Genomic DNA, 24,035 nt, shown 5'->3' on the forward strand with positions numbered 1-24,035 from the left:
TCTGCCGTAGACTCGCTCGTCCATGACGGCGAGCCGGCGCGGTCTCTACGAGATCCTGATCACGGAGGCGCTGGCCTCGGGCCTTCGCGAGCTCGACGCCAGCCTGGAGGCCCGCACCGGGGCGCTCCGCGTCGCGGAGGCCGCCGACCGCATCGCGCTGCATCTGGGTCGCATCGTGCAGCGCGCCATCGCCGGTGTTCCCGACCAGGAGCGGGTGAGCGTGGGCGTGGGTCTGGCGCGGAGGCTCGTCGCGCAGATCGACGAGGTGATCGCCGGCGCGGAGGTCCAGCCGGATGCGCCGGTCGAGCCGGGAATGGTGCTCCGGGCCATCGTGGGGCGCCGGCCGGACGGCAAGCCGGAGACGATCGCCGAGCCGCTCATCCCGCTCCTCGACACGACGCTGCTCACCAACGCGCCTGGCGAGCCCCGGGTGGGTCACCAGCTCCTGACGGAGGTGCGCTCGGCGGACCGCATCGACGTCGTCATGGCGTTCGTCCGCCGGAGCGGCATCGCCCCGCTCCTCGAGGCGCTCCGCGTGCATTGTGAGGCAGGCCGCGAGCTGCGCGTGCTGACGACCACGTACACGGGCTCGACGGAGGCGTCGGCGCTCGACGCGCTCCGCAGGATCGGCGCGCGCGTAGGCGTCTCGTACGACACGGGCACGACGCGCCTGCACGCGAAGGCCTGGCTCTTTCATCGAGCGTCGGGCTCTTCGACGGCCTATATCGGCTCCTCCAACCTGACGCACACCGCGCAGACGAACGGACTCGAGTGGAATGTTCGCGTGTCCGGCGCCCGCAACCCGGATGTCGTGGCCAAGGTCGCCGCAGTCTTCGAGAGCTACTGGCACGGCGGCGATTTCGTGCCGTACGACCGCGAGGAGTTCCTCGCGCGCGTCGAGCAGGCATCGAGCGGAACGTCCTCGGTGATGCTCAGTCCGATCGAGCTCCGCCCCGAGCCGTTTCAGGAGCGCCTGCTCGAGCAGATCGCGCTCTCCCGAGAGCGCGGGCATCACCGCAACTTGCTCGTATCGGCGACCGGAACGGGAAAGACCGTCATGGCGGCCGTCGACTACGCCCGGCTCCGGGAGGCGATGCCCCGCGCGCGCCTGCTCTTCGTCGCGCACCGCGAGGAGATCCTGGAGCAGAGCCTCGCGACCTTCCGTCATGGCCTGCGCGATCACGCCTTCGGCGAGCTGTGGGTCGGCGGCCGTCGCCCGCGACGCTTCGAGCACGTGTTTGCTTCGATTCAGAGCCTCTCCGCTGCAGGGCTCGACGATCTCGATCCGCGCCATTTCGACGTGGTGATCATCGACGAGTTCCACCACGCCGCTGCACGATCGTACCGCGCCTTGCTGGAGCACGTGCAGCCCGTCGAGCTCATCGGCCTCACGGCCACCCCCGAGCGGAGCGATGGGCTCCCGCTGCTCGGCTGGTTCAATGACCGGATCGCCGCAGAGCTGCGGCTCTGGGACGCGATCGACCAGCACCGGCTCGTCCCCTTCGTCTACTACGGCATCCACGACGGGCTGGATCTGCGCGAGCTGCCCTGGCGCCGCGGGCGCGGTTACGACGTCGATGGCCTCTCCAGGTTGCTCACGGCCAACGACGTTTGGGCCCGGCAGGTGGTGGCCCAGCTCGCCGCGCACGTCGACGATCCGCGGAAGATGCGGGCGCTCGGGTTCTGCGTCAGCATCGAGCACGCGCGGTTCATGGCGCGCGTCTTCCGCGAGGCCGGCATCGCGGCGACGGCCGTGTGGGGGGACAGCCCCGATGGCGAGCGGCGCGCGGCGCTCGCGGAGCTCGGCGCGCGGGGCGTCAACGTCGTCTTCTCCGTGGACCTGTTCAACGAGGGCATCGACGTCCCTGCGGTCGATACGCTGATCCTCCTGCGCCCGACCGATAGCCCCACGCTCTTTCTGCAGCAGCTCGGGCGCGGCCTGCGGCGCAGCGCCGGCAAGACCGTCTGCACGGTGCTCGACTTCGTGGGGCACCATCGCCGCGAATTCCGCTTCGATCGCCGCTTCGGAGCCGTGCTCGGCGGGAGCCGAAAGGAGCTCGTTCAGCAGATCGAGGGCGGGTTCCCGTTTCTGCCGGCGGGCTGCCACATGGAGCTCGACCCGAAGGCGTCGGAGCTCGTGCTCGAGAACATCCGGCAAGCCGTGCCGTCGGGGTGGACGGCCAAGATCGAGGAGCTGCGACGGCTCGCCCGCGGCGGCGACGTGAGCCTCGCGCGGTTCCTGGAGGAGACCGGGCTGGAGATCGAGGACGTGGTTGCCGGACAGCGGTCGTGGTCAGATCTCCGGGCCGATGCGGGGCTTTCGTTGCTGGGCGCGGGGCCGCACGAGGAGGCGCTGCGGCGCGCGTGCGGGCGGCTGCTGCACGTCGACGACTTCGTGCGGATCGAGGCGTATCGCCGGCTGCTCGCGTCCGAGGCATGTCCGGATCCGGGAGCGATGAGCCTCCGCGAGCGCCGGCTCCTGCGCATGCTCGTCGCCACCGTGGCCGATCGCGCGATCGGCAAAGCGACCTCGCTTGCGCAGGCGTGCGCTCTCGTCTGGGCGCACCCCCAGGTGCGCGCGGAGCTCGTCGAGGTGATGGACCTGCTCGCGGGCCGCGTCGACCATGTTCACCGGGCGCTCGCGACCCACCCGGATGTGCCGCTGGAGGTGCACGCGCGCTACTCGCGCATCGAGATCCTGGCGGCGTTCGGGGTCGGGGGCGGCGCGAAGGTCGCGCCGTGGCAGACCGGCGTGTACTGGGCGAAGGACGCCGGGGCCGACCTGCTCGCGTTCACGCTCGACAAGACGAGCGGGCAGTTCTCGCCGACGACGCGCTACCGCGACCATGCCATCAGCCGGCAGCTGATCCACTGGGAGAGCCAGTCGAGCACCCGCGCCGAGAGCGAGACGGGGAGGCGGTATCAGCAGCACGAGGCGCTCGGCACGGCGGTGATGCTGTTCGCGCGGCTGCGCAGCGATGACCGGGCGTTCTGGTTCCTGGGCCCGGCGAGCTATGTGCGGCACGCGTCCGAGCTGCCGATGGCGATCACGTGGAGGCTGCACCATGCGCTGCCGGGGGACCTCTTTGCGTCGTTCGCGGCGGCGGTGGCGTGATGTGGGCCTCGCCCGCTCGCGAGCCAGCGATTCGAAGAGGCCGTGTCGTTCCTCCGAGATTCGGGGCGATGGGACCACCTCGCGTCTTGTCTCATCGCCCCGGCGGCGCGCTCAGCCGTCGATGACCTTGGTCTGGCCGGGGTTCAGGATCTGGATGACACCGCCCCAGGCGCACATCAGCTTGGCGGCGCTGTCGAGGGCGGGCATGCCCTTGAGGAGCACCTTGGTGCTCCCCGGGATCCAGGTGCCGGCGGGGACGGGGACGCAGGGCATGGGGGTGAGGACGCCGAGGGCGGCGGCGGTGGCCGCGGCGACGGTGGGGTTCGCCAGGGAGGAGCAGGCGCCGAAGGGGAGGACATTGAGCACCGGGGCGCAGTCCGAGATGTTGGCGGCGGGCAGGGTGGCCATGGCCTGGTGGACGGGGAGGGCCATCAGCGTGGCGGGGGCCATGCCGAAGCTGCACATCGTTGTGGCGCCCGCGCAGACTTGAACGGCCATGGCGGGGGAGGATAGGGAAGGGGGGCGATGAAAGGCCAGATTTCAAGCGGGCCGGCTCCCTGCCGCTCCCTCCGGAGGTCTCCAGCGCTGCGCCGAAGACGCCCACGTCGATCTCGGCTCCTCCGCTCTTCAGCTCTCGTCGTCCAGCGTCTCGTACATCACCCTCGGCCCCGGCGCCGCCCCGCCCTCGGGGACCGGCACCCGCGCCGCGCGCAGCACGTCGAGCGCGAACGTCGAGCACTGGCGCTTGTCCAGGCTGTATCGGTATCGCCCCGACTCGTACTCCGCGATCTTCGCCATCGCCGCCCGCGCCTGCTCCCCCGTGATCGCGTAGTCCCGCGTCTTCACCCCTGGCCTGTCGAAGGCGCCTTTGTCGTCGTGCACCACGCCCTCGACGCCCCTCCTGAGCCGCCCCAGATCCCGCTGCGGATCGTAGCTCGAATACCGGGCCGGCGAGAACCCGAACGCCCGCCGTTCCCCGCTCGGCTCCTCGATCGCCACGAAGCTGTGCCCCGCCACCGGCTCGGGCAGCTCCCTGTCGTGCATGTAGGCGCCCACCAGCAGCCGATAACCCCCCTTCGCCTGCGCCCCGCCGCTCTTCGCCTGCGCTCCCGCTGGCCCTCCCGCTCCGCCGCCGGGCGCCGGCCCTGACGACCCGGGCCCGATCTTCCCCTGCGCCGCCGCCTTCCCGTGCCGGTCCGCCTCGGCCTCCAGCTCGAAATCCTGCACCACCGCCACGCCGTCGCCGAAGGGGTTGGCGACCCGCCCCTCCCGCTGCTGCACGACGTGCGTGAGCTCGTGGCCGAGGAGCTCCTGGCCATAGTGCGTGTGCGGCTGGTAATGCTCCGGCGCGAAGTAGAGATCAGAGCCGAGCGTGAAGGCGAGCGCCCCGATCGAGGAGGCCTCGGGGCCGACGTGGACCCGCACGTCGGAGAAATCGGCTCCGAAATAGCGCTCCATGCGGAGCTGCACCGAGGGCGGGAGCTTCTGCCCGGCCTTCGCCGGGCCCTCCAGGAAGCCGGTGGGCGGCTGGAACGCGTGGACGTCCGCCTCCTTGCGCTGCGCCACCCCCGCGGCCCGGGGCACCGCGCCGAAGGGCGCCCGCGGCTGGACGACGGTGGCGGGGTGCGGCGGCCTCGGCGCGAAGCTGAGCCCGGGGCGGGGCTGAGCGACGGTGGCGGGGTGCGGGGGCCGCTGCCGTGGGTCCATGGCGGCGCGCGGCTGCGCGGCGGTGGCGGGGTGCGGCGGCAGGACCGTGCGGGCGAAGCGCTGGACCGCGGTGCCCGCAGGCACGCGGCGCTCGGGGAAGAAGGCCTGGATGACGCGGGGGGGCGCTGCGGGACGCATGGCCGATGACGAGCAGGGTATCACCCCTGCCCGCGGAGGCTCCAGAAGCTTGCCGAAGAACCCGGCTCCGCGCGCACGGCGCTCCACCGAGGGCCTGGGGTGTTGCAGATGAGGTCGCGCTCCTGTCGGTGGTCGATTTGCGGTCACATTTCGTCGCTGGTGTTTCCCGGGACGGCATTACGTGCAACCGCACGAGTGGTGCGCCCCAAATCAGCTGTTTCGTCGGATTTCTCGCTGGCACCACCTACCAGTATCGATACGTTATGCCGCGCGAGCGCCCCGCCGCGGCCGGTCGGCTATCGGTCGCTCGTGTGCACCAGCCCCCTCTGGCCACGGCGTCCACCGCCCATAGAGCCCCGCATGCCGACGCTCGAGCACAATGGCATTGTCGAGATGTTCCGCGAGAAGCCCGAGCTCGCGCCCCATTTCATGACGACTCTGTTCCACGTGGACGTGCCGCCGCACGCTTCCGCGGCGGTGGTCGAGTCGTCGCTCGATCAGCTCCTCCCGGTCGAGTTCCGCGCCGACCTGATGCTCGAGCTGCGGGATGCCGCCGGTGCGCTCGTGCTGGCGATCGTCGTCGAGGTCCAGCGCGAGGAGGATCGGGACAAGAAGTACTCCTGGCCGGTGTACGTCGCCGTCGTGCGCGCCAGGAAGCGCTGCGACACGGCCGTCCTCGTGGTCGCGACGGACGCGGTCGTGGCCGCCTGGGCGGCGGAGGACATCGATCTCGGGCTGGGGCTCGGGCATGTCAAGCCGCTGGTGCTCGGTCCGACCGTCATGCCGGCGATCACCGACCTGGCCGAGGCGGAGAGAGAGGTCGAGCTCGCCGTGCTCGCGGCAGTGGCGCACGGCAATGACCCCAACGGTATGGCCGTGGTGCAGGCGGCCGTCCACGCGCTGGCGCGGCTCGACTTGGACCATGCGGCGGTGTATTTTCAGATCATCTACGACGCGCTGCGCGAGCCCATGAGGCGGGCTCTGGAGGCACTGGTCATGGAGCGGCAGACCCAAGGCAAGGCGACGTTCCCCCCGTTCGCGCAGAAGATCTTCGAGCGCGGCGTCAGCGAGGGCTTCCGCGACGGCGAGCTTCAAGGCGAGCTCAAGGGGAAGCGCGACGTGCTGCTCCGGCTCCTCGCGCGGGCTGGGATCACGCTCTCGGACGAGCAGCGCGACCGCATCCTGGCGTGTGAGGACGGCGCCATCCTGGATCGGTGGGCGGAGAACGTTCTGGGGGCGAAGACCGCTGCCGACGTGCTCTCCTGAGGCAACGTTGCGCCCGCCGGCCGTCCCGGCCGCGGTGTCGGCACCGCTGGCGCCGGGGCGGGATCCAGCCCTGATCGCAACCAGCGCCGCCGAGGCGCTCCGCTGAGCCCAGGCGGGGTAACCTGCTCGGCCGCACCCGCTCGGCCGCACCCGGCACAATGTTGCCATCCATCAGAAGCCGCCGTTACGTTCCCGCCCCTGGACCTCCCCGCCGCCCTCCGCTCCCTCGAGCTCTCCCGCGAGGACGACGTCCCCGAGCTCGCCTGGCTTGCCGCGAGCCACGACGATCCCCCTGCCTTCTGGTCCGCTCTCGCCGATCACGCTCGCCGCGTCGGCCCCGCCCCGCGCAGCCGCCCCGGCCACGCCTACGACCTCTACCACGACGCCATCGGCCGCCACGCCGGCGCCGGCCGCGCGGCCTTCATCGCCTATCAGCGCCGCGCCGGGTGGCAATCGCTCTCCTATCCGGATCTCGCCGCCCGCGCCTCCGCCTGCGCCCGGCGCTGGGCCGCCGCCGGCGTCGCCCCAGGCGCCGCCGTTGCCCTCGTCCTTCCCCTCGGCATCCCCTGGCTCATCGCCTTCGGCGCCGCCCTCCGCCTCGGCCTCGTCGTCTCCTTCCTCGCCCCCGCCGGCGAGCGCGCCCTGCTCCGCCGCCTGAAGGCGCTGGAGCCCGCCCACGTCGTCGTCGATCCCGCCGCCCCGCCGCCCATCGGGCCCTTCGCCGAGCGCGCCCTGCCGCTCGCCGGCGACGGCCCGCCGCACGCCGCGCCGCCGCATGCCTATGCGCCCGACGAGCCCTGCGCGCGCCTCTTCTCGCCCCTGCGCGTGCCCCTCGCCGAGCCGGTGGACCTGCCCGCGAGCGCCGCGTGGCAGCGCGCCCTCCACGACGCCGTGCTCGCGTATCGCCTCGGCCCCGGCGACGCCCTCGCGCTCCCCGGCTTCCACCCCCAGCAGCATCACCCCGCGGCGATCCTCGCGACCCTGCTCGCGGGCGCCACCTTCGTGCACCTCACGCCCGCCGACGTCCTCTCGCGCCCGGCCCTCCTGCAAGAGCAGCCCATCACCACCCTCGGCATCACCCCGGCGCTCTGCGAGGCGCTGCGCAAGGCGCCGATCGCGCGGCCGCCGAAGCTGCGCCAGTGGGTGCGGAGCGTCGACGAGCCGCTCGACTGGGTGGCCTGGAACGATCTCGTCAAGAAGAACGACCTCGCCGGCGTGCCCTCCACGAATCTCCTCGTCGACGCCGCCGCCGGCGGCGCCGTGCTCTTCTCCACGAGGCGCCCCGGCAGCGTCCAGGCGCTCGCGCTGCCGGCGGCCGGGCAGCCCCACGCCCTCTTCGACGCGACCGGGAGCGGCGAGCCCGCGGCCGGGGGCGCAGGCGTCTTCGTGCCGATGCCCGACGGCGATCCGAAGAAGGACGGGTGGTTCGTGCTCGCGCGGCGCGGCACGGAGCTCCTGTGGGGCGGCACGCTCGTCCCCCGCCGCGCCGGGCGGGCCTTCCCGGCCGCGGAGCTCGCGGAGCGGGTCTCGGAGGTGCCCGGCATCCTGGGCGCCTGCGTGGTGCCCATCCCCACCGGAGACCCGGGGGCGCGCTGGGCCTTCATCCTCCTCGCGTTCGCGGGCGCGCCGCCGGACGGCACCCCCGCGCGCGCCGCGCTCTCCGATGCCATCGAAGCCGCCATCCGCGAGGACCTCGGCGAGGATTTCCTCCCCGATCGCGTCACCGTGCTCCCCCTCTACCCCCGCATGCAGGGCCGGAAAGTGGACGCCGCGTGGTGCCAGCGGCAATACTCGTCGGGCTTCCTGGCGGCGAAGGCGCAGCACCCCGTATTCCGCCGCCTCGCCGGGCTGCGGGGCCTGGTCCTCGGGGCCTGAGCGCGGGCCGCCGCACGGATCGGATCCGCTGCATGATCGATATCGCCCTCGCCTCGCGCGCGCTCGACGGCCCCGGTCAGGACATGGCCGAGTCGGCCGTCGACGCGCTGGTGCGCCTCGTCCAGGCGGGCGAGCATCAGGAGGCGGCGAGGCAGGCGACGAAGGCGCTCGCGGCGGGGGGGACCGACGTCCGGGCGATCGCCGCGCTCCTCCTCGGCGTCTTCGGGGAGCGGGGACCGGCGGCGCTCCCGGGGATGCTGGACGTCCTGACGGGCGCGACCGGGCGGCGCTGGGAGGCGCTCCGGCCCGCGGCGCGGCGGGATCGGGCGGTGGACTCCGCGCTCTGCCTGCTGTTCCGGAGCGTGAAGGCGAGCATCGATTTCCACGAGAGCGCGCGCGACGCCACCTGGCGCGCCTGGGTGGAGCAGGTGGAGCGCGATCTGGCGCGCGCCTGCCTGGAGGCCGCCGCCGCCTTCGAGGCCGCCGCCGCCGAGCGGATCGCGTCCCCGCGCTGCGTCGTGGAGCTCGCCGGCCTGAAGACGCGGATCGAGCTCTGCCTGCAGAGAATGCCCCAGCGCGAGCCCCCGCCGGAGCCGATCGCCGCCCCGGAAGCGGGCGCGGACGCGGCCGCGAAGGATGTGGATGCGGACGCAGGCGCGGCCCCTCCTGCCGCCGGGGCGGCCCCTCCTGCCGCCGGGATCGAGCCGAGCGAGCCCGCGCCGCAGGCGCCGGGGGCGCGGATGATCCAGGTCTCGCCGGCGCTGGAGCGGTTCATTCGCAAGCTCGAGGCGTTCGCCGGGCTCGTCGAGCAGGGCGAGATGGGCAAAGCCGCGATCGTGGCCCGGGACATCAAGGCCGCGGTGGACGACTTCGATCCGCGCGTCTACCTGCCCGCGCTCCTCGCGCCCCATTTCCGCCTGCTCAGCACGCATATCGAGGCGATCGCGCCGCACTGGGCCGCGGCGGACAGCCCGGCGTGGGAGGCGCTGGAGCAGCTCTATCAGGTCGATCTCGACGCCTTCCTCGAGCCTTGAGCGACGCGATGACCGCCGCCCGCGAGCTCCCCGACGAGGATCCCGCCGAAGAGGACGGCCCCGCGGCGCTCGAGGCGGCCATCCGCCGGCGCGCGAGCGCGCTCGACGCGCCGGCGCTGATCGCGCTGCTCCGGGAGAAGCTCCCCGACCGCGCCATCCGGTTCCGCTGCCACCCGTCGCTCTCCACCCGCTCCGCGATCGTGCACGACGTCGAGATCGCGCCCGATCACGTGGTGGTGACCCTGAACCTCGGGCTCCGGAGCAGCACGAGCCCGCTGCCCTCGTATTTCCTGGAGCTGCTCGCGCACCCGCGCGCCGGCCCGGCGCTGGAGGGCGTCCTCGCGCTGCTCGACGATCGCCTGCTCCGCGACCGCGTGGACGCCCTCCTGCCCGAGCGCTCCGAGCGGCTCTTCCCCCGCGCGGCGGACGTGCGCCGCGACGCGTTCGCGCTGGCGCGGCCGGCCTCGCCGCTCGCGCTCCACTGGCTGCTCGAGAAGGTCTACCCCGAGCTCGGCGTGAGCGTGCGCCGCGCGCCCGTGCGGCGCGGTATGCCGGCGCAGGATCCGCGCCTCGGACAGGCGGTGCTCGGCTTCGCGGCGCTCGGGGGCGAGGCGGAGATCACGGCGCCCGGGCTCGATGCGATCCTCGTCGCCGAGGAGTCCACCACCTGGAGCGGCGCGCCCTGGGCCGCGGAGGCGCGGCGCCGCCTCGATGCGCGCGTCTTGCCCGCGCTCGGCGATACGGGCCTTCACCTCCGCGTCCTCCTGCTCGATCGCCAGGCCGATGGTCGGCTTGATCTGGTGGGCGCGTCCCACCTCGGATTCGAGCCGATCGTGCGGGCGCGCCCGCCCAAGGCGACCCTCCTGTTCGAGGGGCGGGTCCCGCCCACGTGACCTGAAAGTTGGTCCGCGGAGGATGGGCGTGTGAGCCTATGCATCGTTCCGGGGGGCCATGGCGTTGCGCAGAGAGCGCCCCTGAGCGTCCACTGTGCCGAGCGAAGAAGGAGGACGGCGTTGAGCAAGCCGATCCAGGAGCAGATCTTTAAGTCCCGCCTGACAATTACCTACCGGACCGACATCACCGGGACGGTGCAGCAGGAGAACCTGCCCTATCGCCTGCTCGTCCTCGGAGAGTTCGCTGGTCGATCCCTCCGTCGAGGGAACCTGCTCCCCGACCTGGGGACGCGGGGCGTCCGCACGATCAAGCGCGGCACCACGGTGAACGATCACCTGCGCGAGGTGATCCCGATCTGGCGGATCCCGGAGGGGGACGAGGCGCTGCGGCCGCTCCGGAGCGCCATCCCCGGGCAGATCCACTTCGACAAGGTGACGTGCCTCATCCCCCTGACCGCGCTCGACAAGCCCGGAGAGACGGCCTTCAGCCTGAGCGGGTCGGCGCACTTCCGGAGCGCGGAGGGCGACAACGGGATGACCGAGATCACCGGCGATGTCCGGGTCCACGGCTCCCTCACGGTGACCATCGCCGATCGCACGGCGAAGGCCAAGGGCGCCAAGATCGACCTGACGGGCGCCGTCACCGGGACCTACGTCGATCCGGCGACGAACAAGGTCGTCGGGATCCTCACCGGGTTCCTGGAGATGCGGGAGATCTCGCTCGACGACAAGCGGGTGACGATCTCGCCGGTGGAGGAGGGCGACGAGGACGGCGCCGCGGCGGCCGCGGGGGACCGGAAGGTGAAGGCCTTCGCGGTCACCGTCAAAGAATCGCAGCCTGGCCACGCGGAGCGGACGATCCCGTTCACCTCCGTCGACTCGTTCGCTCCGGACGCGGTCGCCACGAGCATCCCCGAGGTGTACCGCCTGCGCGTGCTCAAGCAGCTCCTCCTGGACCTGCAATCGGGGCTCAGGAACCGACCCCAACTGCGCAAGCGGCTGAAGGACATGCTCCCGGGTTATGGCGAGTCCACGGCGGCGATCGAGGGGAAGCTCGCGGGGTTCCGCGAGCTCAAGACCTGGGCGGGCGAGAGCTTCCCGCTGCTCCAGATCGAGCCGTCCGATGCCGCGCCCCCGGTGGGCAAAGGCGACATCCCGGCGGGCGGAGGCGGCGGCGATGACACCTGAGCACCGGTCCCTTGTGAGAGCGCTCGGCAAGACGAGGCGGGAGAATCAGCGATGGCTCTGACGGACAAAGCGAAAGAGTTGCAAGAGCGCCTCCTCGAGACGCTCGGAGAGACGCCCGGAGATCTCTACAAGAACGGCGATCCCGGCGGCAGTCCCAAGGCGATCATCAGCCTGGCGAGCAAGCCCGCGGCGGCCGTCGCCGCCCCCGGGGCGCTGCTGTCCTCCGGCGCGGACGCGCCGGCCGGCGTGGCCGCGCCGCTCCATTTCGACGATCGCAGCACGGAGCTCAACGAGGGAGCGCGCTTCATGAACGCGCTCGCGGTGCTCCTCGTGAACAGCGACGACATCAACCGTGATCTGAAGAGCTTCAGCGATATCCTCGACACCATCGGCCGGCTCACCGCGGAGATCGACAAGAAGGTCGCCGGTTACCTGGATCTCGTCTACCACGACGACGACTTCCAGGCGCTGGAGGCCGCGTGGCGCGGGCTCGACGACCTCGCGTCGAGCGTGAACGAAGAGGACGTGACCATCGACTTCCTCGACGCGAGCAAGGAGGAGCTCTTCAACGACCTCGTCGACCACAAGTCCGACATCTTCGGCGGGGAGCTCTTCAGGAAGGTCTACATCGAGGAGTACGATCGTTACGGCGGCAAGCCGTTCGCGTCGATGATCGGCCTCTACGAGTTCAACTCCTCGGACGAGGACGTCGAGTGGCTCAGCGCCATGAGCAAGGTCGCGAACGCGAGCCACTGCCCCTTCGTGTCGGCGGTGCACCCGACGTTCTTCCAGCCCAGCAAGACGATGGAGGAGGTCGCCCAGATCGGGGATCTCGACGCGGTGCTCGCGCACCCGAGGTTCGGGAAATGGCAGGCGCTCCGCGACACCGACGCGGCGGCCTACCTCGCCCTCACGCTGCCGCGCTACCTGCTTCGCCACCCCTGGGCGAACGGCGCGTCGATCCAGCGGGGCAACCAGATCGGGTTCGGCGAGACCGTCCACCCCGGCCGCACCGACGACGCGAGCAACTTCCTCTGGGGGAACTCGGCGATCCTCTTCGCCAGGAACATGGTGCGCTCCTACGAGCGGAGCGGGTGGGCCCAGCACATCCGCGGCCCGAAGGGCGGCGGCATCGTCGAGGGGCTCACGGTCCACACGTACACGAAGAACGGCTACGAGGAGATCCAGCCCCCGGTCGAGATCGCCACCCCCGATTACCGCGAGCTCCAGTTCGCGAAGAACGGCTTCATCCCGCTCGTGCACAAGAAGAACGAGGCCACCGCCACGTTCTTCAGCTCCCAGTCGATCAAGAAGCCGCGCCTCTTCGTCGAGGACCTGAGCACGAAGAACGCGCACCTCGTGACGAACCTGGCGTATACCTTCTCGGTCACCCGCATCGCCCACTTCGTCAAGCGGATGATGCGCGAGTACATCGGGAGCACCGCCGACGGGCCGTACATCCAGCGGGTCCTCGAGGGCTGGCTGGGCCAGTACGTCACCACGATCACGAACCCCGACGACCTGACGCTGCTCTATTACCCGTTCAAGGCAGTCGCGGTCGAGGTCGAGCCGAAGCCGGGCCCCTTCGGCTGGTACAAGGCGACGCTGTCCGTGCTGCCGCACGTCCAGTTCGAGGGGATGGACGTGGAGCTGCGCCTCGAGGCGGCCCTCGGCGGACCCTGAGGTCACGAGGCCACGAGTCCACGAGTCCACGAGGACGAGCCCCCCACGCGCGAGAAAGGATGAGCGGCCATGCCGACGTTTCGTAGAACCCTCGATATCTACCAGGGATACAATTACAAGAAGGACAAGCAGACGCCGGTCGGCTTCATCACGAAGCTCAAGCTCGGCGATACGGCCCTCACGGCGGACCAGACTTGCAAGGACCCGACCAACCCGACGACGGATCTGAAGGTGGTCGCCGTGCTGTCCGACATTCAGTGGGAGACGGGCGTCACCGACGCGATCTATTTCGCCGGCCAGGTCTCGATCACCAACAAGCAGAGCCTCCTCACGCTTGTCTACACGTCGATGACCAACGTCCTCGCGGAGTTCCAGTTCTCGGTCTACGACTACGACCCGCTGGCGAAGAAGTATTTCCTCTGCTTCCACAGCAACCAGACCGACATGAAGGGCATCCTCGAGAAGAACGGGGACGAGCTCAACCTGGCCGTGGCGGACGACGCCTCGACCCAGGTGCAGTCGCCCGAGAACTACGCGGCCACCACCGGCATCAAGCCGCAGCCCACGGCGCAGGCGCTCCAGATCGCGGTCGGCGACGGCAAGAACTTCGCCAAGGCCTGGGGCCTCACGGTCGGCTGAACGGCCGCCGGGAGCACGATGGCCGCCTCCACCCTGGCTCGTCCGACGTGGCGGATCGGGCAGATCCTCCTGCCCGAGCACTTCGCCGGCCTCGAGGCGGCGCTCGCCGCCGAGACGGCGCTGCGCGCGGGGCTCAGCGCGCCGTCCTACGGCGTGGCCCGCCTGGCGTGGAACGGCGACGATCCAACGGACGGCGTCCTCTGGGTCACCGCCCTCACCGCGGTGCTGCCGGAGGGCGCGCTCATCGACGTCCCGGGCAACGCCAGGATGCGCGCGCCGCTCGACCTCAAGGAGGCCGGGCGGCGTGAGGTGGAGGTCTTCGCCCACGTCCTCGACCCCGAGGCCGACGGCGGCGAGGGCGATCCGCCGATGGAGCTGCCCTCGCCGCGGGAGATCCCGCGGGTGTTCCACGTCATCGAGCTCTCCACCGAGCGCGCCGCGCTGGGCGCCCGCGGCCGCGTCCCCCTCGGCCGCTTCGTCCTCCAGCGCGGCGCGTTCCGCCTCGACGAGGCCTCGGCGCCGCCGCTCCTGCGCCTCGACACGACCCCTTACCTCACCCGCGCCCTCGCCTCGCTCCGCGGCGATCTCGCCGGTCTGGAGAGCGCGCTCGACGCGCGGGCGCTCGACGCGCTGGGCCGCGGCGAGTCGCTCGGGCCGGTGCAGCGCGTGCGGCTGGAGGCGCGCAAGCTCGCCGCGCTGCTCGCGGACATCGAGCGCGGCGTGCCGCTCCACCCCTACGCCGTGTTCTCGGCGCTGCGCGCGTTCTCGCTCGACGTCTACCTGCTCGACGAGCACGCCTCGCCGTGGCGGCCGCCGGCCTACGATCACGACGCGCCGGCGCGCTGCTTCGGCGAGGTGCTCGCGCATCTCGGGCGCCGGACGGCGGCGCCGCAGCCGTCCTCGCCGGCCGTCGCCTTCCTCCCGGACAACGGCCGCCTCGTCGCCGCCGAGCTGCCCGACGAGGCGCTCTCGGCGCCCGAGGTCTACGTGGCCGTGCTCAAGGCGCGCGCGGCCGATCAGGTGCCGCTCGACGGCGTGCGGCTGGCCAGCCCGACCCGGCTGCGGATCGTGCGCGAGCACGCGCTCCGCGGCCTGCGGCTCGCGCCCACGTCGAGCCCGCCCTTCCGGCACGGCTTCGGCGGGGCGGTCGACTTCTACCGGGTGGTCGGCGGCGCGGCCGGCGAGGAGGGCGGCGAGTGGGCGCACGCGGCGCGCGAGCGCGCCCTCGCGTTCCACCCGCCGCCGCACCTCGAGGGCCACCAGGTCATCCTCTGCTGGAGGCGGCCGTGATGGCGCTATCCTGTCAACGCTCGGGGGCTGCGCGGGGACAGGCCCGGACCCCCTCGGCCACGGAGGCGCTGGATCGTGTCGTTCTTCGGGAAGCTTTCCGGCAATCCGGACGAGCGCGCGCTCGAGAGCATCGCGCGGAACCTCGAGGCGGTGCTCAACGCGAAGCGCGGGCACGCCGGCGCCGTGGAGGTCTTCGGGATCGGGGGCTACGACGGGATCCACGCCACGAAGCCGTTCATCGGCGCGCTCTCCCAGGAGATGCTCGAGCAGGTCAAGCGCCACGAGCCGCGGCTCACCGAGCCCCAGCTCACCCTGATCGGGCGGGATCGCGCGCTCTGGGTGCGCTTCCGGCTCAGCGGGCGCTGCCAGGGCGAGGCCTGCTCGTTCGCGATCCTCTTTCACAGCGTCTTTCGCAGCGTCCGGGTGCTGCCGGCGGCGTAGGGCCGAGGGGAGGGGCGCGGTCGTGAGGGAGCGCCTCCAGATCTCGCTCACCCTCACGCTGGCGGGGACGGCGCACGAGATCCCCGGCGGCGACGTGCGCGGCCTCGGGATCGAGATGCACGCCTGGGGCGTGGAGGGCTGGGTGGAGTTCGTCGTGCAGGCCGACGACGGCCGGCAGGGGAAATACGCCGACGCGATCCTCGAGGATTTCCAGAAGCCCGACCTCGCCGAGGTCTCGCTCTCCCTCCAGGCGGGGCACCTCGAGACCGACACCGAGCCGTCCGACGCGGTCCTGAAGACGGGCGGCGTGGTGCTGGAGCGGGCGCTGCGCGAGGAGGTCCACCAGCCCGAGGGCGAGGCGGCCGACGCGCTCTCCCGGTACTACCGGGTGAGCTTCGTCGATCCGGCGCGCGCGCTGTGGCGCCAGCACTTCCCCTGCGAGCTCACCACGAACAAGTCGTTCAAGGACGTCATCGAGGCCCACAAGGGCGCGAAGGCGACGCTGACCTACGACTTCGACCCGATCACGACCGCGGAGCCGCTGATCTTCTTCCACCTCGACCCGGCCGGGGGGAGCAGCTTCTACGATCTCGTCCTCTGGTACGTGCGGCACCGGATGGGCGTGTTCACCTTCGAACACGCGGCGCGGGCGTACTCGATCAAGGGGGCCAAGGACACGAGCGGCGCGGCCGCCGAGCTGCCCGCCGAGGACCTCGCGCGGCTCACCTCGGTCTTCCCCGCGATCCCGCGGCACAAGCCGCGCGTGCGCTGCTCGTACACCGAGTCGCCGCGCACCGAGGTGGGCGAGAACGCGAACGCGGCCGCGGGGGTGTTCCGCGACGCGCTGATCCGCACGCCGATCGCCGCGGAGGTGGACGGCCGGGTGGCGCTCGAGAAGGCGCGGCCGCTCCTGCCGGGGCGGGAGGTCGAGGTGGTGTTCCGCCGCTTCCCCACCGTGCAGGTGGCGCCGGGCAGCCTCGTGTCGATCTCGGCGACCGGCGGGCACAGCGCCGCGCTCCTCCTCGCCGCGGATCCCTTTCGCGTCCACCGGCTCTCGATCGAGGCGCGCGCCGTCGACGAGGGGCCGGAGCAGGGCTACGGCGAGCCGACGACGGCGTTCGAGCTCTCGATGTCGGCCCACCTCGAGGGCAAGGCCGAGCCCGCGCTCCGGCTGCCGCCCATCGTGGAGCCGCGCTTCCCCGGGTACCTCGAGGGCAAGGTGGTGAGCACGGTCGGCGAGGACGCCCAGATCACCTACCAGTTCGCGACGGACTCGAGCACCTCGGTCGAGCGCTACACGATCAAGATCCCCCTCTTCGAGGACCAGGAGATCACCGCGCCCTACGAGCCCACCTCCGGCTCGGGGACGCTCTACCTGCCGCTCTACAAGGGCGAGCGGGTCCTCTGCGCGCTCGATTTCACCCGGGCGCGCGTCCTGACGCTGCTCGACTGGCGCGCTGACGCCAGGGCCCCCGCGGACGGGCAGGGGCAGCACCTGTTCCTGGGCAAGTCGGCCACGAACAGCACGTCGGTGCTCCACGATTACAAGGACGAGAAGCCCGTGCTCCGCGTCCTGCGCACGAACGACAAGGACACCGTCCTCCTCCAGCTCGAGGAGGGCAAGCTCACCCTCAAGGTCGAGGAGAAGCAGGGCTAGCCGCGATGGGGACCCTCGTCTGCACCATCGAGATGGACAAGGCCGCGGGGCTCACCGTCACCATCACCAACGCCGACGCCAAGATCACGCAAACCATCAAGATGGACGGCACGAAGATCGAGCTGAAGGTCGCGGGCGATCAGGCGACGAGCATCATCCAGCAGGTGGCCGAGAAGATCACCATCACCTGCAAGCAGTTCGAGGTGAAGGCGGAGGAGACGATCGATCTCTCCTCGGGCAAGGCGTCGACGTGGAAGAGCGGCGACACGCTCACCGCGCAGAGCGCGAAGGACATGGCGCTCACGTCGGACGCGAACGTGAGCGTCTCCGGGCAGAAGATCGCGGCCGAGGGGCAGACCGAGGTGAGCCTGAGCGGCGCGTCGACGAGCACGCTCTCCCTCGCGAGCGCGGGCGCGACGGTCGCCTCGGGGGGGAAGCTCGAGCTGTCGCAGGCGCAGGCCTCGATGTCGGGGGTGCAGGTGCAGGTGAAGGCGGACGGGATGATGTCGCTGGAGTCGTCCGGCGTCGCCACGCTGAAGGGCAGCCTGACCAACGTGCAGGGCAGCCTGATCAACCTGGGCTGAGGAGGGAGCATGAGCGCGAACAGCGAGCGGCTCTCTGCGATGTTCCTGGCGGAGCTCCAGGCGCTCGACGCCTTCGCGGCCCGGCGCGAGGCGGAGGGGGGCCTCCTGCCCGGGCGCGACGACCCCGACGTCCGCCGGATCCTCGAGGCGATGGCGTTCTTCTCGGCGCGGACGCGCGCCGCCGCCGCCGCCGCGACCCGCGCGGCGGTGCGGCGCATCGCCGCCGGCACCCTCGACGATCTCCTCGCGACGTCGCCCGCGGCGATGATGGTGCAGGCGGCGCCGGACGGCGGCCTGATCGAGCCGTCGGGGCTGCCCGCCGGCACGCTCCTCCGCGTCTCCGCGCCGGAGGGCAAGGCCGGCATCTTCTCCACCGCGCGGCCGCTCGCGGTGCTGCCGCTCGAGATCGAGGGCGCGGCCCTCGTCGAGGTGCGGCGCCGGCTGCGCCTCACCCTCCGGCTGCGCGCGCTCCGGCCGATCAAGGGCGCGGTGGAGCTCCCGATCTACGTGCGGCGCCTCAACGACTACCGCGCCTCGCTCGCGCTGCACGACGCGCTCGAGCAGCACGCGGTGCGGGCGTTCGCCGTGGCCGACGGCGACGGGCGCGAGGCGCCGTGCCGGCTCGCCTTCGGCGCGGAGCCGCCGCGGCGGCTCGTCGACGAGGTCGGTGAACCTGGCGCGCTCGCGCGGATCCGCGGGTTCTTCCACCTGCCGGAGCAGGACCTGTTCGTCCATGTCGCGGTGCCGGCGGCGTCCACGCCGTGGAGCGCGCTCACGATCCACCTCGATCTCGACGAGGCGTTCCCGTCGGACATGGTCGTGCCGCGCGACGCGTTCCACCTCTTCGTCGTGCCCGCCGTGAACGCCTGGACCGATCTCTCCGCGCCCGTCCTCTGCGACGGCACCCGGGACGGCTACCCGGTGCAGAGCCCGAGCGCGGTCCTCGAGGCCGTCGAGCTCACGGGCGTGCGCGGGGTCTACCGGAGCGACGACCGGGGGCTCTCGCCGATCCTGCCCGCCGCGCTCGCCCTGGGGTCCGGGGCGGAGCCCGGCTTGTCCGGACGCAGCCCCGGCGGTGGACAGGCCGGCGACACCTACGAGCTCGAGGAGGACGAGGAGGGCGGCCCGCCGCGGCTGCGCCTGCAGATCGCCGGCGCGTTCGAGCGGCCCGCGAAGGTGCAGGTGGACGCGCGGTGGTCTCAGCCCGGCCTCTGGTCCTCGGCGGTGGGCCGGCTCGCGATCGTGCCGCAGACGCGGCACCTGCCGGCGATCTCCTTCCGCGCGCTCGGGCCGCTGCGCCGCCCCGAGGAGAGCCCGCTCGCGCGCGATCCCGCGCGCTGCCTCGACGTGCTCTCGCTGCGGATGCGGCCTTCGCTCTCGCAGCGGGACCTGACGGGCGTGCTGGAGATCCTCGGCACGGGCGCAGACGGGCCTTACCGGGGCGCGCACGCGCTCGTGGACTCCCTCGAGGTCGCCGAGGCGGCCGATCCGGCGCGGCGCGCGGGCGGCGTCCGGCGCGTCTACCGCCTCGCGCTGCGGCGGCGCGGCCCGGAGGACGCGCCGCTCCTGCGGCGGCTCGCGGCGCAGGTGGTCGAGTTGCTCGACGCATGGACCGAGGAGCCGGTGGACGTCGAGATCGACGCGCGCGGGGACGCGCCCCGGCGGGCGCTGCCGGCCGGCGGGGGGCGGGCGTGACCCCGCGGATCTGGGCGGAGATCGTCGCGGCCCACCAGGACGCCGAGCGCCTCATCGCCGCGGCGTTCGTGGACCGGGCGGCGCGGCCCGATCTCGATGCGCTGCGCGCGCGCCTGCGCCGCCGCCTCGACGAGCTGCTCGCGGCGCTCTCGCCTCCGGCGAGCGAGGAGGACGCCGTCTCCGCCCTTGTGCCGCTCGTGCTCCTCCTCGACGAGCGGGTCGAGGGCCGGCTCACCCGGCTCGACCCGGAGGAGCCGCCCGCGTGGCCGGCGCTCCAGCGCGACCTGTTCCCGGCGGGCGACGGCGGCGACGTGTTCTACGAGCAGGCGGCGGCCCTGCTGCGCCTGGCCGCGCCGCCGGCGCTCGTGGTCGGCGCCTACCTCTTCTGCCTCAGGGCCGGCTTCGAGGGGCGCCTCGTCGACGCACCGGCCCAGATCCCGCGCTGGAAGGAGCGCCTCGCCGCGAGGCTCCCGCCGGCCGCGCCCCTCGTGGCCGAGGCGGCGCAGGCCGCGTCGCGGAAGGCGAGGCCGCGCTGGCACCACGTGGCGGCGGTGGTCGGCGCCCTGCTCGCGCTGCAGCTCGTCCTCTTGGCCATCACGCGCGGGTTGTGATGCAGTGGCCGCCGTGGCGGCCGATCCCGAGAGCAAGCACCCCACGTCGCCGGTGCTCGCGCGCTGGCGCGAGACGGCGTCGCGCCCGGGTGCGCTGCCGCGCGGTCCGCGGCCCCGGGTCCAGGCTCCGCGCGAGCTGCCCGCCGCGCCGCCCGCGGATCCGGTCGACGTGGAGGGCCGCGCCGCGCCGGGCGAGGCTGCGCCCCGGGACCTCGCCGTCGTCGCGCCGAGCGAGGCTGCGCCCCGGGACCTCGCCGTCGTCGCGCCGAGCGAGGCTGCGCCCCGGGACCTCGCCGTCGTCGCGCCGAGCGAGGCTGCGCCCCGGGACCCCGTCGCGCTCCTCGCCGAGATCGAGGAGGCGATCGCCGCGGCGGCGCCGCCGGCGTTCGTCGCGGTCGCGCGCGCGGCGCTGGATCCCCTCCGCGCCGCCCTGGGCGCGCCCGGGGCGGAGCGCGATCCAGCGGCGCTGCTCCCGGCCTTCGAGCAGGCCGAGGACATCCTCGAGGCGCTCCTCCTCCTTCCGGCGCGGCCCCCGCCCCCCGTGGAGAGCTGATGCGACCGGCGAGCGCGGCACCGCCGGGCCGCGCGGAGAGCGCGCTGCCGTGAGCCTCTGGATGATCGTCGCGCTCGCGGTGGTCGGGGTCGCGCTGGTGATCCTCGCGGTGGTCCTGCTCGTCCGGCAGCGGCGCCGCGCGCCGAAGGCGCCGAGCGCGCCCTCGCTCGGCGCGGCGTGGTCGCGCTTCGTGCGCGGCCTGCCGGCGAGCGCCCGGCGCGATCCGGTCGTCGTGGTGCTCGGCGAGCGGCTCGCGGGCAAGTCGCGGCTCGTCGTCGCCGCCCTCGAGCAGGGCGGCAGCCCCGCGCTGGGGGGACCGGACGCGCCCGAGGATCCGCGGCTCACCCCCTTCGCCGGCCGGCAGGTGCTCGTGCAGGAGATCTCGGGCGACCTCCTCGAGGACACGCGCGCCGAGGCCCGGGGCGCCCTGCGCGAGCTCTGGGAGCCCCTCTCGCTGGAGGTGCCGCTCGTGGTGGTCGTGCTCGACGCGGGCGCGCCCTCGTGGTCGCCGGCCGGGCTGCGGCGGCTGGGTGCGCTCGCGCGCGCCAAGGTCGACCTGCTCACCGCGCTGCGCGGCACGCCGCCGCGGGTGCGCGTGTGCCTGACGCACCTCGACGAGGCGGCGGAGGGCTTCCGCGAGCTCGCGCCGATCGCCCGCGACGCCGGCCACACGGCGGAGCTGGTCCCCGCCGGCCGCAGCGCGTCCGAGCTCTCCGCCGCGATCGCGCCGCTCGGGACCTACGTCTCCCCGGCGCTCGCGGCGCTGTCCACCGAGGCGCTGGGCCGCGTGACGCGGTTCCTCACCGCGTCCGGCCCCGGCCTGCTCGGCGCGCTCGCGCCGTTCCTCGAGGCGCTGCTCGGCGGCCGCGGCGCCGCCGCCGCCCCGACGCTCGAGGGCATCGTGCTGGCGGGGCTGCCGGACGGGGAGGGCGGCGCCGCGGTCCTCGGCGATCCGCTCTCGTTCGACGGCGCGCTTGTCGATCGGGACGCGCGCGCGTTCGACCGCCGGCGGGCGCGCACCGCGGTCCTGGCCGTTGTCGCGGGGGCGGCGCTGCTCCTCGGCGTCTACGGCTGGCACCTTCACCTGCTCGGGCGCGCGGGCGACGCGGTGGATCAGCTGGCGAGGGCCGCGGGGGACGCGAGGCGCGCGCCGCCGAGGACCTGGCCTGGGAACGTGAGGGCCCGCGAGGCCGAGGCCGCCGCGGCCGACGCGCTCTCCTCCGCGCTCGGGCCGCTCTGGCCCCCGCTGCGCGTCGCGTTCCCGTCCGACAAGCGGGACCTTGTCGAGCGCTTCCTGACGAGCCTCCGCGAGCTCTACCTCCTCCCCCCCGCGCGGGGCGGCGAGCGCGGCCGGCGCATCTACGCCCTCTCGCTGCTCTACGCTTCCAGGGACAACGCGCTCGGCGAGCGCATCCGGCGCGCGCCCGACGCCTGGGCCGCGGCGCTCGAGATCCCGGCGCGGATTGCGCTCGACCACATCGAGCGCAGCGAGCGTCCCTGGTCCGGCAGCGTGGAGCCGCCGTCGGGCGGCGAGGCCGAGGTCTCGCTGGCGGACTGGGAGGGCTGGCTCGGCGCGCTCGACGAGGCGCTGCGGCGGGAGACCCTCGACAAGGACGGGCTCGACGCGCTGCAGAAGCAGGGCGCCGCGCTGTCCGAGTCGATCGGCGGCGCGGTCGAGGTGGACGGGCTGGACGCCGTGATCGAGGAGCTCAGGGCCGTGCGCGGCGACGAGGAGGTCGACGCGCTGCTCGGGTCGGTGGCGGCCCGGCGGCGGGAGCCGCGGTGGGTGACCGAGAACCGCGAGGCGCTGGAGGGGCTCCTCGCGATGGTGGGGCAGGGGAGCCTCGCCGTGCCCTCGGCGAAGGGCAAGAGCCTGCGCGAGGCGCTGAAGGATCTGGCGGTCGTCGGGGGCGATGCCGGCGTGAAGGACGCCGCCCACGCGATCGTCGTCGATGGCCGCCCCACGCGCACCTACCAGACAAGGGCCTTCTCGGATCTGCTCCGCTCGAGCCGGTCGGGCCTGTACGTGCGGGCCTTCGTCGACGACGTGGGCGCCGCGGGGCGGTCGCTCTTCTTCGCGCGGACCTCGGACTACCCCGCGGTCGGCCTGGGCGACACGCGCCAGCGCGGGCCTACCCGGAGCCTCCCGGGGACGTTCACGGCGCGGGCCGTGGAGGCCGAGATCAAGCCGCCGCTGCTCGCGTTCGACGCCGCGCTCGAGGGCGCGCGGGTGCCCCGCGACGGGCGGGCCGCGTTCACCCGGCTGGTCGCCGACGGCATCGCGCGCCACGCGTCCGAGCACCGGGCGGCGCTGTGGGCGTACGTCTCGAGCTTCCGGCTCGACGTGACCTCCGCCGCGGGGCTCCGCGCCGATCTGGAGGCGATGATCGGCCCGGCCTCCTGGTTCACGGACTTCTGGGTGACGGTGGCGGAGAACGCGCGCGTGGAGCCCGAGGGCAACGTTTCCCTCCAGGTGCTCGCGGACGCGCTCGCCGCGTTCCGGCCGATCGTCGAGGTGATGGCGGGCGACAAGGGGAAGTACCCGGCGCTCGACGCGTACTACGCGGTGATCTCGCCGATGGTGCCCTCGCTCGACGACGGCGCGCCGGCGGCGCCGGGTCCGGCCGATGCGCCGCTCGCGGATCGGCTGCCGCCGATCGGGAAGCTCGGGCTTGCGATCCTCGACATCGACAAGCCGGCGCCGCTGCAGCAGGTGACCGCGTGGCTGGACGGGGCGCGCATCCACGAGAAGGCGCAGCGCGAGCCGTTCCTGTCGCCCGTGGCGCTGGCCTACGGGATGGCGCTCCAGCGGGTGGAGCGGACGATCGAGGCGGCGTGGCGGGAGCAGATGCGGCCGCAGGTGGCGCCGCTGCTCGTGCGGTTCCCGCTGGATCCGCGGGGTGAGGTGGAGGTGTCGCCGGATGATCTGCTGGCGGCGGTGGGGCCGAAGGGGACGTTCCGGTCGGGGGTGGATCTGATCCTGGGCCCTGTGTGCCGCAAGGGGAGCGCGGCCGGGTGCACGCCGAAGGCGCCGGCCGGGTCCCGCGCGGTGCGGGTGCCGGGCGAGGCGGTGGAGCTGGCGACCTGGGCGGAGAAGCTCTCGACGGCGCTGTGGGACGACGGGGGCAACCCCAGGGCGATCGCGCTCCAGGTGCGGCCGCAGGCGCTTCCGGAGGTGCAGTACGGGGCGGGGATCGGGGTGACGCGCTCGTTCCTGCGCTCGGGCGAGACGACGGTCTACGGGTTCAACCAGGCGCCGGCGTGGCGGGCGCTGGCGGTGACGTGGTGGACGTCGAGCGCGGCGAGCGCCGGGATGGAGCAGACGCTTGTCGGGGCCAGCGACACGCGGGCGCAGACGATCGAGATCAGCGGCTCTGCGTGGCGGTTCTACCGGCTGCTCTGCCGCGCGGCGGCGGGATCGGAGGGGGTGGTGACCTGGCCGTTCGATCCGCCGGTGTCGTTCGACATGCAGCCTGCCCCGTGGGCGCTCGTGGTGCCGCCGGGGAACCGGGGGCGGCGTTGCGTGACCGCGGTGGCGGCGGACTAGCGGGCGATCCCGCGCGACAGCTGCGGGATCCGTCACGTCCGGAGGAACCCTCCGGGGTTGGCGAAGGGGTCGTCGACCCGTGGAGGAACCCTCCGGGGTTGGCGAAGGGGTCGTCGACC

18 protein-coding genes and 1 pseudogene are annotated in these 24,035 nt (G+C 73.2%); 17 read left to right on the forward strand and 2 right to left on the reverse strand.

The features are described 5' to 3' along the window. The first annotated feature begins 22 nt into the window (after window positions 1-22). A complete protein-coding gene (locus WME75_RS16395; RefSeq protein ID WP_437491802.1) occupies window positions 23-3,115 on the forward strand; it encodes a DUF3427 domain-containing protein in 3,093 nt (1,030 codons plus the stop codon). 111 nt (window positions 3,116-3,226) lie between these two features. Here WME75_RS16395 and WME75_RS16400 read toward each other — a convergent pair whose 3' ends face one another. After that, window positions 3,227-3,613: a DUF4280 domain-containing protein gene (locus WME75_RS16400; RefSeq protein ID WP_437491805.1), complete on the reverse strand. Its 387-nt coding sequence runs from the start codon at window positions 3,611-3,613 to the stop codon at window positions 3,227-3,229. A gap of 129 nt (window positions 3,614-3,742) precedes the next feature. Further along, window positions 3,743-4,960, reverse strand: coding sequence for an eCIS core domain-containing protein (locus WME75_RS16405; protein ID WP_437491808.1), 1,218 nt, complete (start codon window positions 4,958-4,960; stop codon window positions 3,743-3,745). Between the two features lie 360 nt (window positions 4,961-5,320). Here WME75_RS16405 and WME75_RS16410 point away from each other — a divergent pair, with 360 nt between their 5' ends. From WME75_RS16410 to WME75_RS16485, 16 genes and pseudogenes are all read left to right on the forward strand, one after another. After that, on the forward strand, window positions 5,321-6,226 hold the full coding sequence (locus WME75_RS16410; protein ID WP_437491810.1) for a hypothetical protein: 906 nt from the start codon (window positions 5,321-5,323) through the stop codon (window positions 6,224-6,226). A 423-nt stretch (window positions 6,227-6,649) separates the two neighbouring features. Beyond that, a pseudogene (locus WME75_RS16415) lies at window positions 6,650-6,853 on the forward strand (AMP-binding protein); the annotation flags it as partial. A gap of 198 nt (window positions 6,854-7,051) precedes the next feature. After that, a complete protein-coding gene (locus tag WME75_RS16420; protein ID WP_437491813.1) occupies window positions 7,052-8,101 on the forward strand; it encodes a hypothetical protein in 1,050 nt (349 codons plus the stop codon). A gap of 32 nt (window positions 8,102-8,133) precedes the next feature. Beyond that, window positions 8,134-9,135: a type VI secretion system protein IglI family protein gene (locus WME75_RS16425; RefSeq protein ID WP_437491815.1), complete on the forward strand. Its 1,002-nt coding sequence runs from the start codon at window positions 8,134-8,136 to the stop codon at window positions 9,133-9,135. Continuing rightward, complete coding sequence (locus WME75_RS16430; protein WP_437491818.1) at window positions 9,132-10,028, forward strand: hypothetical protein; 897 nt, start codon at window positions 9,132-9,134, stop codon at window positions 10,026-10,028. Before WME75_RS16425 ends, WME75_RS16430 begins: the two co-directional genes overlap by 4 nt. A gap of 120 nt (window positions 10,029-10,148) precedes the next feature. Continuing rightward, entirely contained in the window at window positions 10,149-11,216 is a 1,068-nt protein-coding gene (locus WME75_RS16435; RefSeq protein WP_437491821.1) for a type VI secretion system contractile sheath small subunit, read from the forward strand. Between the two features lie 78 nt (window positions 11,217-11,294). Beyond that, complete coding sequence (gene tssC / locus WME75_RS16440) at window positions 11,295-12,899, forward strand: type VI secretion system contractile sheath large subunit (protein WP_437491824.1); 1,605 nt, start codon at window positions 11,295-11,297, stop codon at window positions 12,897-12,899. A gap of 69 nt (window positions 12,900-12,968) precedes the next feature. Then, a complete protein-coding gene (locus WME75_RS16445; RefSeq protein WP_437491827.1) occupies window positions 12,969-13,538 on the forward strand; it encodes a hypothetical protein in 570 nt (189 codons plus the stop codon). A gap of 18 nt (window positions 13,539-13,556) precedes the next feature. Continuing rightward, on the forward strand, window positions 13,557-14,828 hold the full coding sequence (gene tssK, locus WME75_RS16450) for a type VI secretion system baseplate subunit TssK (protein WP_437491829.1): 1,272 nt from the start codon (window positions 13,557-13,559) through the stop codon (window positions 14,826-14,828). Window positions 14,829-14,903: 75 nt separating this feature from the next. After that, window positions 14,904-15,269, forward strand: a complete 366-nt coding sequence (locus WME75_RS16455) for a GPW/gp25 family protein (protein ID WP_437491832.1) — start codon at window positions 14,904-14,906, stop codon at window positions 15,267-15,269. Between the two features lie 22 nt (window positions 15,270-15,291). Next, window positions 15,292-16,926 carry a hypothetical protein gene (locus WME75_RS16460; RefSeq protein ID WP_437491835.1) on the forward strand — a complete coding sequence of 545 codons (1,635 nt, stop codon included), beginning with the start codon at window positions 15,292-15,294 and terminating at the stop codon, window positions 16,924-16,926. Window positions 16,927-16,931: 5 nt separating this feature from the next. After that, window positions 16,932-17,510 (forward strand): hypothetical protein, encoded by a 579-nt coding sequence (locus WME75_RS16465; RefSeq protein ID WP_437491837.1) that lies wholly within the window; start codon window positions 16,932-16,934, stop codon window positions 17,508-17,510. Between the two features lie 9 nt (window positions 17,511-17,519). Further along, window positions 17,520-19,205: a type VI secretion system baseplate subunit TssF gene (locus tag WME75_RS16470; RefSeq protein WP_437491840.1), complete on the forward strand. Its 1,686-nt coding sequence runs from the start codon at window positions 17,520-17,522 to the stop codon at window positions 19,203-19,205. Further along, window positions 19,202-19,816, forward strand: a complete 615-nt coding sequence (locus tag WME75_RS16475) for a DotU family type IV/VI secretion system protein (RefSeq protein ID WP_437491843.1) — start codon at window positions 19,202-19,204, stop codon at window positions 19,814-19,816. Before WME75_RS16470 ends, WME75_RS16475 begins: the two co-directional genes overlap by 4 nt. A 13-nt stretch (window positions 19,817-19,829) precedes the next feature. Further along, on the forward strand, window positions 19,830-20,369 hold the full coding sequence (locus tag WME75_RS16480) for a hypothetical protein (RefSeq protein ID WP_437491846.1): 540 nt from the start codon (window positions 19,830-19,832) through the stop codon (window positions 20,367-20,369). A gap of 49 nt (window positions 20,370-20,418) precedes the next feature. Beyond that, window positions 20,419-23,916, forward strand: a complete 3,498-nt coding sequence (locus WME75_RS16485) for a hypothetical protein (RefSeq protein ID WP_437491849.1) — start codon at window positions 20,419-20,421, stop codon at window positions 23,914-23,916. The last annotated feature ends 119 nt before the right edge of the window (window positions 23,917-24,035 follow it).

The sequence above is a fragment of the Sorangium sp. So ce1014 genome (assembly GCF_051521505.1).
Lineage (GTDB): Bacteria > Myxococcota_A > Polyangia > Polyangiales > Polyangiaceae > Sorangium.

Coding starts and splice junctions, on each gene's coding strand:
- WME75_RS16395 (WP_437491802.1), top strand. CDS start 23: ATGACGGCGAGCCGGCGCGGTCTCTACGAGATCCTGATCACGGAGGCG.
- WME75_RS16400 (WP_437491805.1), bottom strand. CDS start 3,613: ATGGCCGTTCAAGTCTGCGCGGGCGCCACAACGATGTGCAGCTTCGGC.
- WME75_RS16405 (WP_437491808.1), bottom strand. CDS start 4,960: ATGCGTCCCGCAGCGCCCCCCCGCGTCATCCAGGCCTTCTTCCCCGAG.
- WME75_RS16410 (WP_437491810.1), top strand. CDS start 5,321: ATGCCGACGCTCGAGCACAATGGCATTGTCGAGATGTTCCGCGAGAAG.
- WME75_RS16425 (WP_437491815.1), top strand. CDS start 8,134: ATGATCGATATCGCCCTCGCCTCGCGCGCGCTCGACGGCCCCGGTCAG.
- WME75_RS16445 (WP_437491827.1), top strand. CDS start 12,969: ATGCCGACGTTTCGTAGAACCCTCGATATCTACCAGGGATACAATTAC.
- tssK (WP_437491829.1), top strand. CDS start 13,557: ATGGCCGCCTCCACCCTGGCTCGTCCGACGTGGCGGATCGGGCAGATC.
- WME75_RS16465 (WP_437491837.1), top strand. CDS start 16,932: ATGGGGACCCTCGTCTGCACCATCGAGATGGACAAGGCCGCGGGGCTC.
- WME75_RS16470 (WP_437491840.1), top strand. CDS start 17,520: ATGAGCGCGAACAGCGAGCGGCTCTCTGCGATGTTCCTGGCGGAGCTC.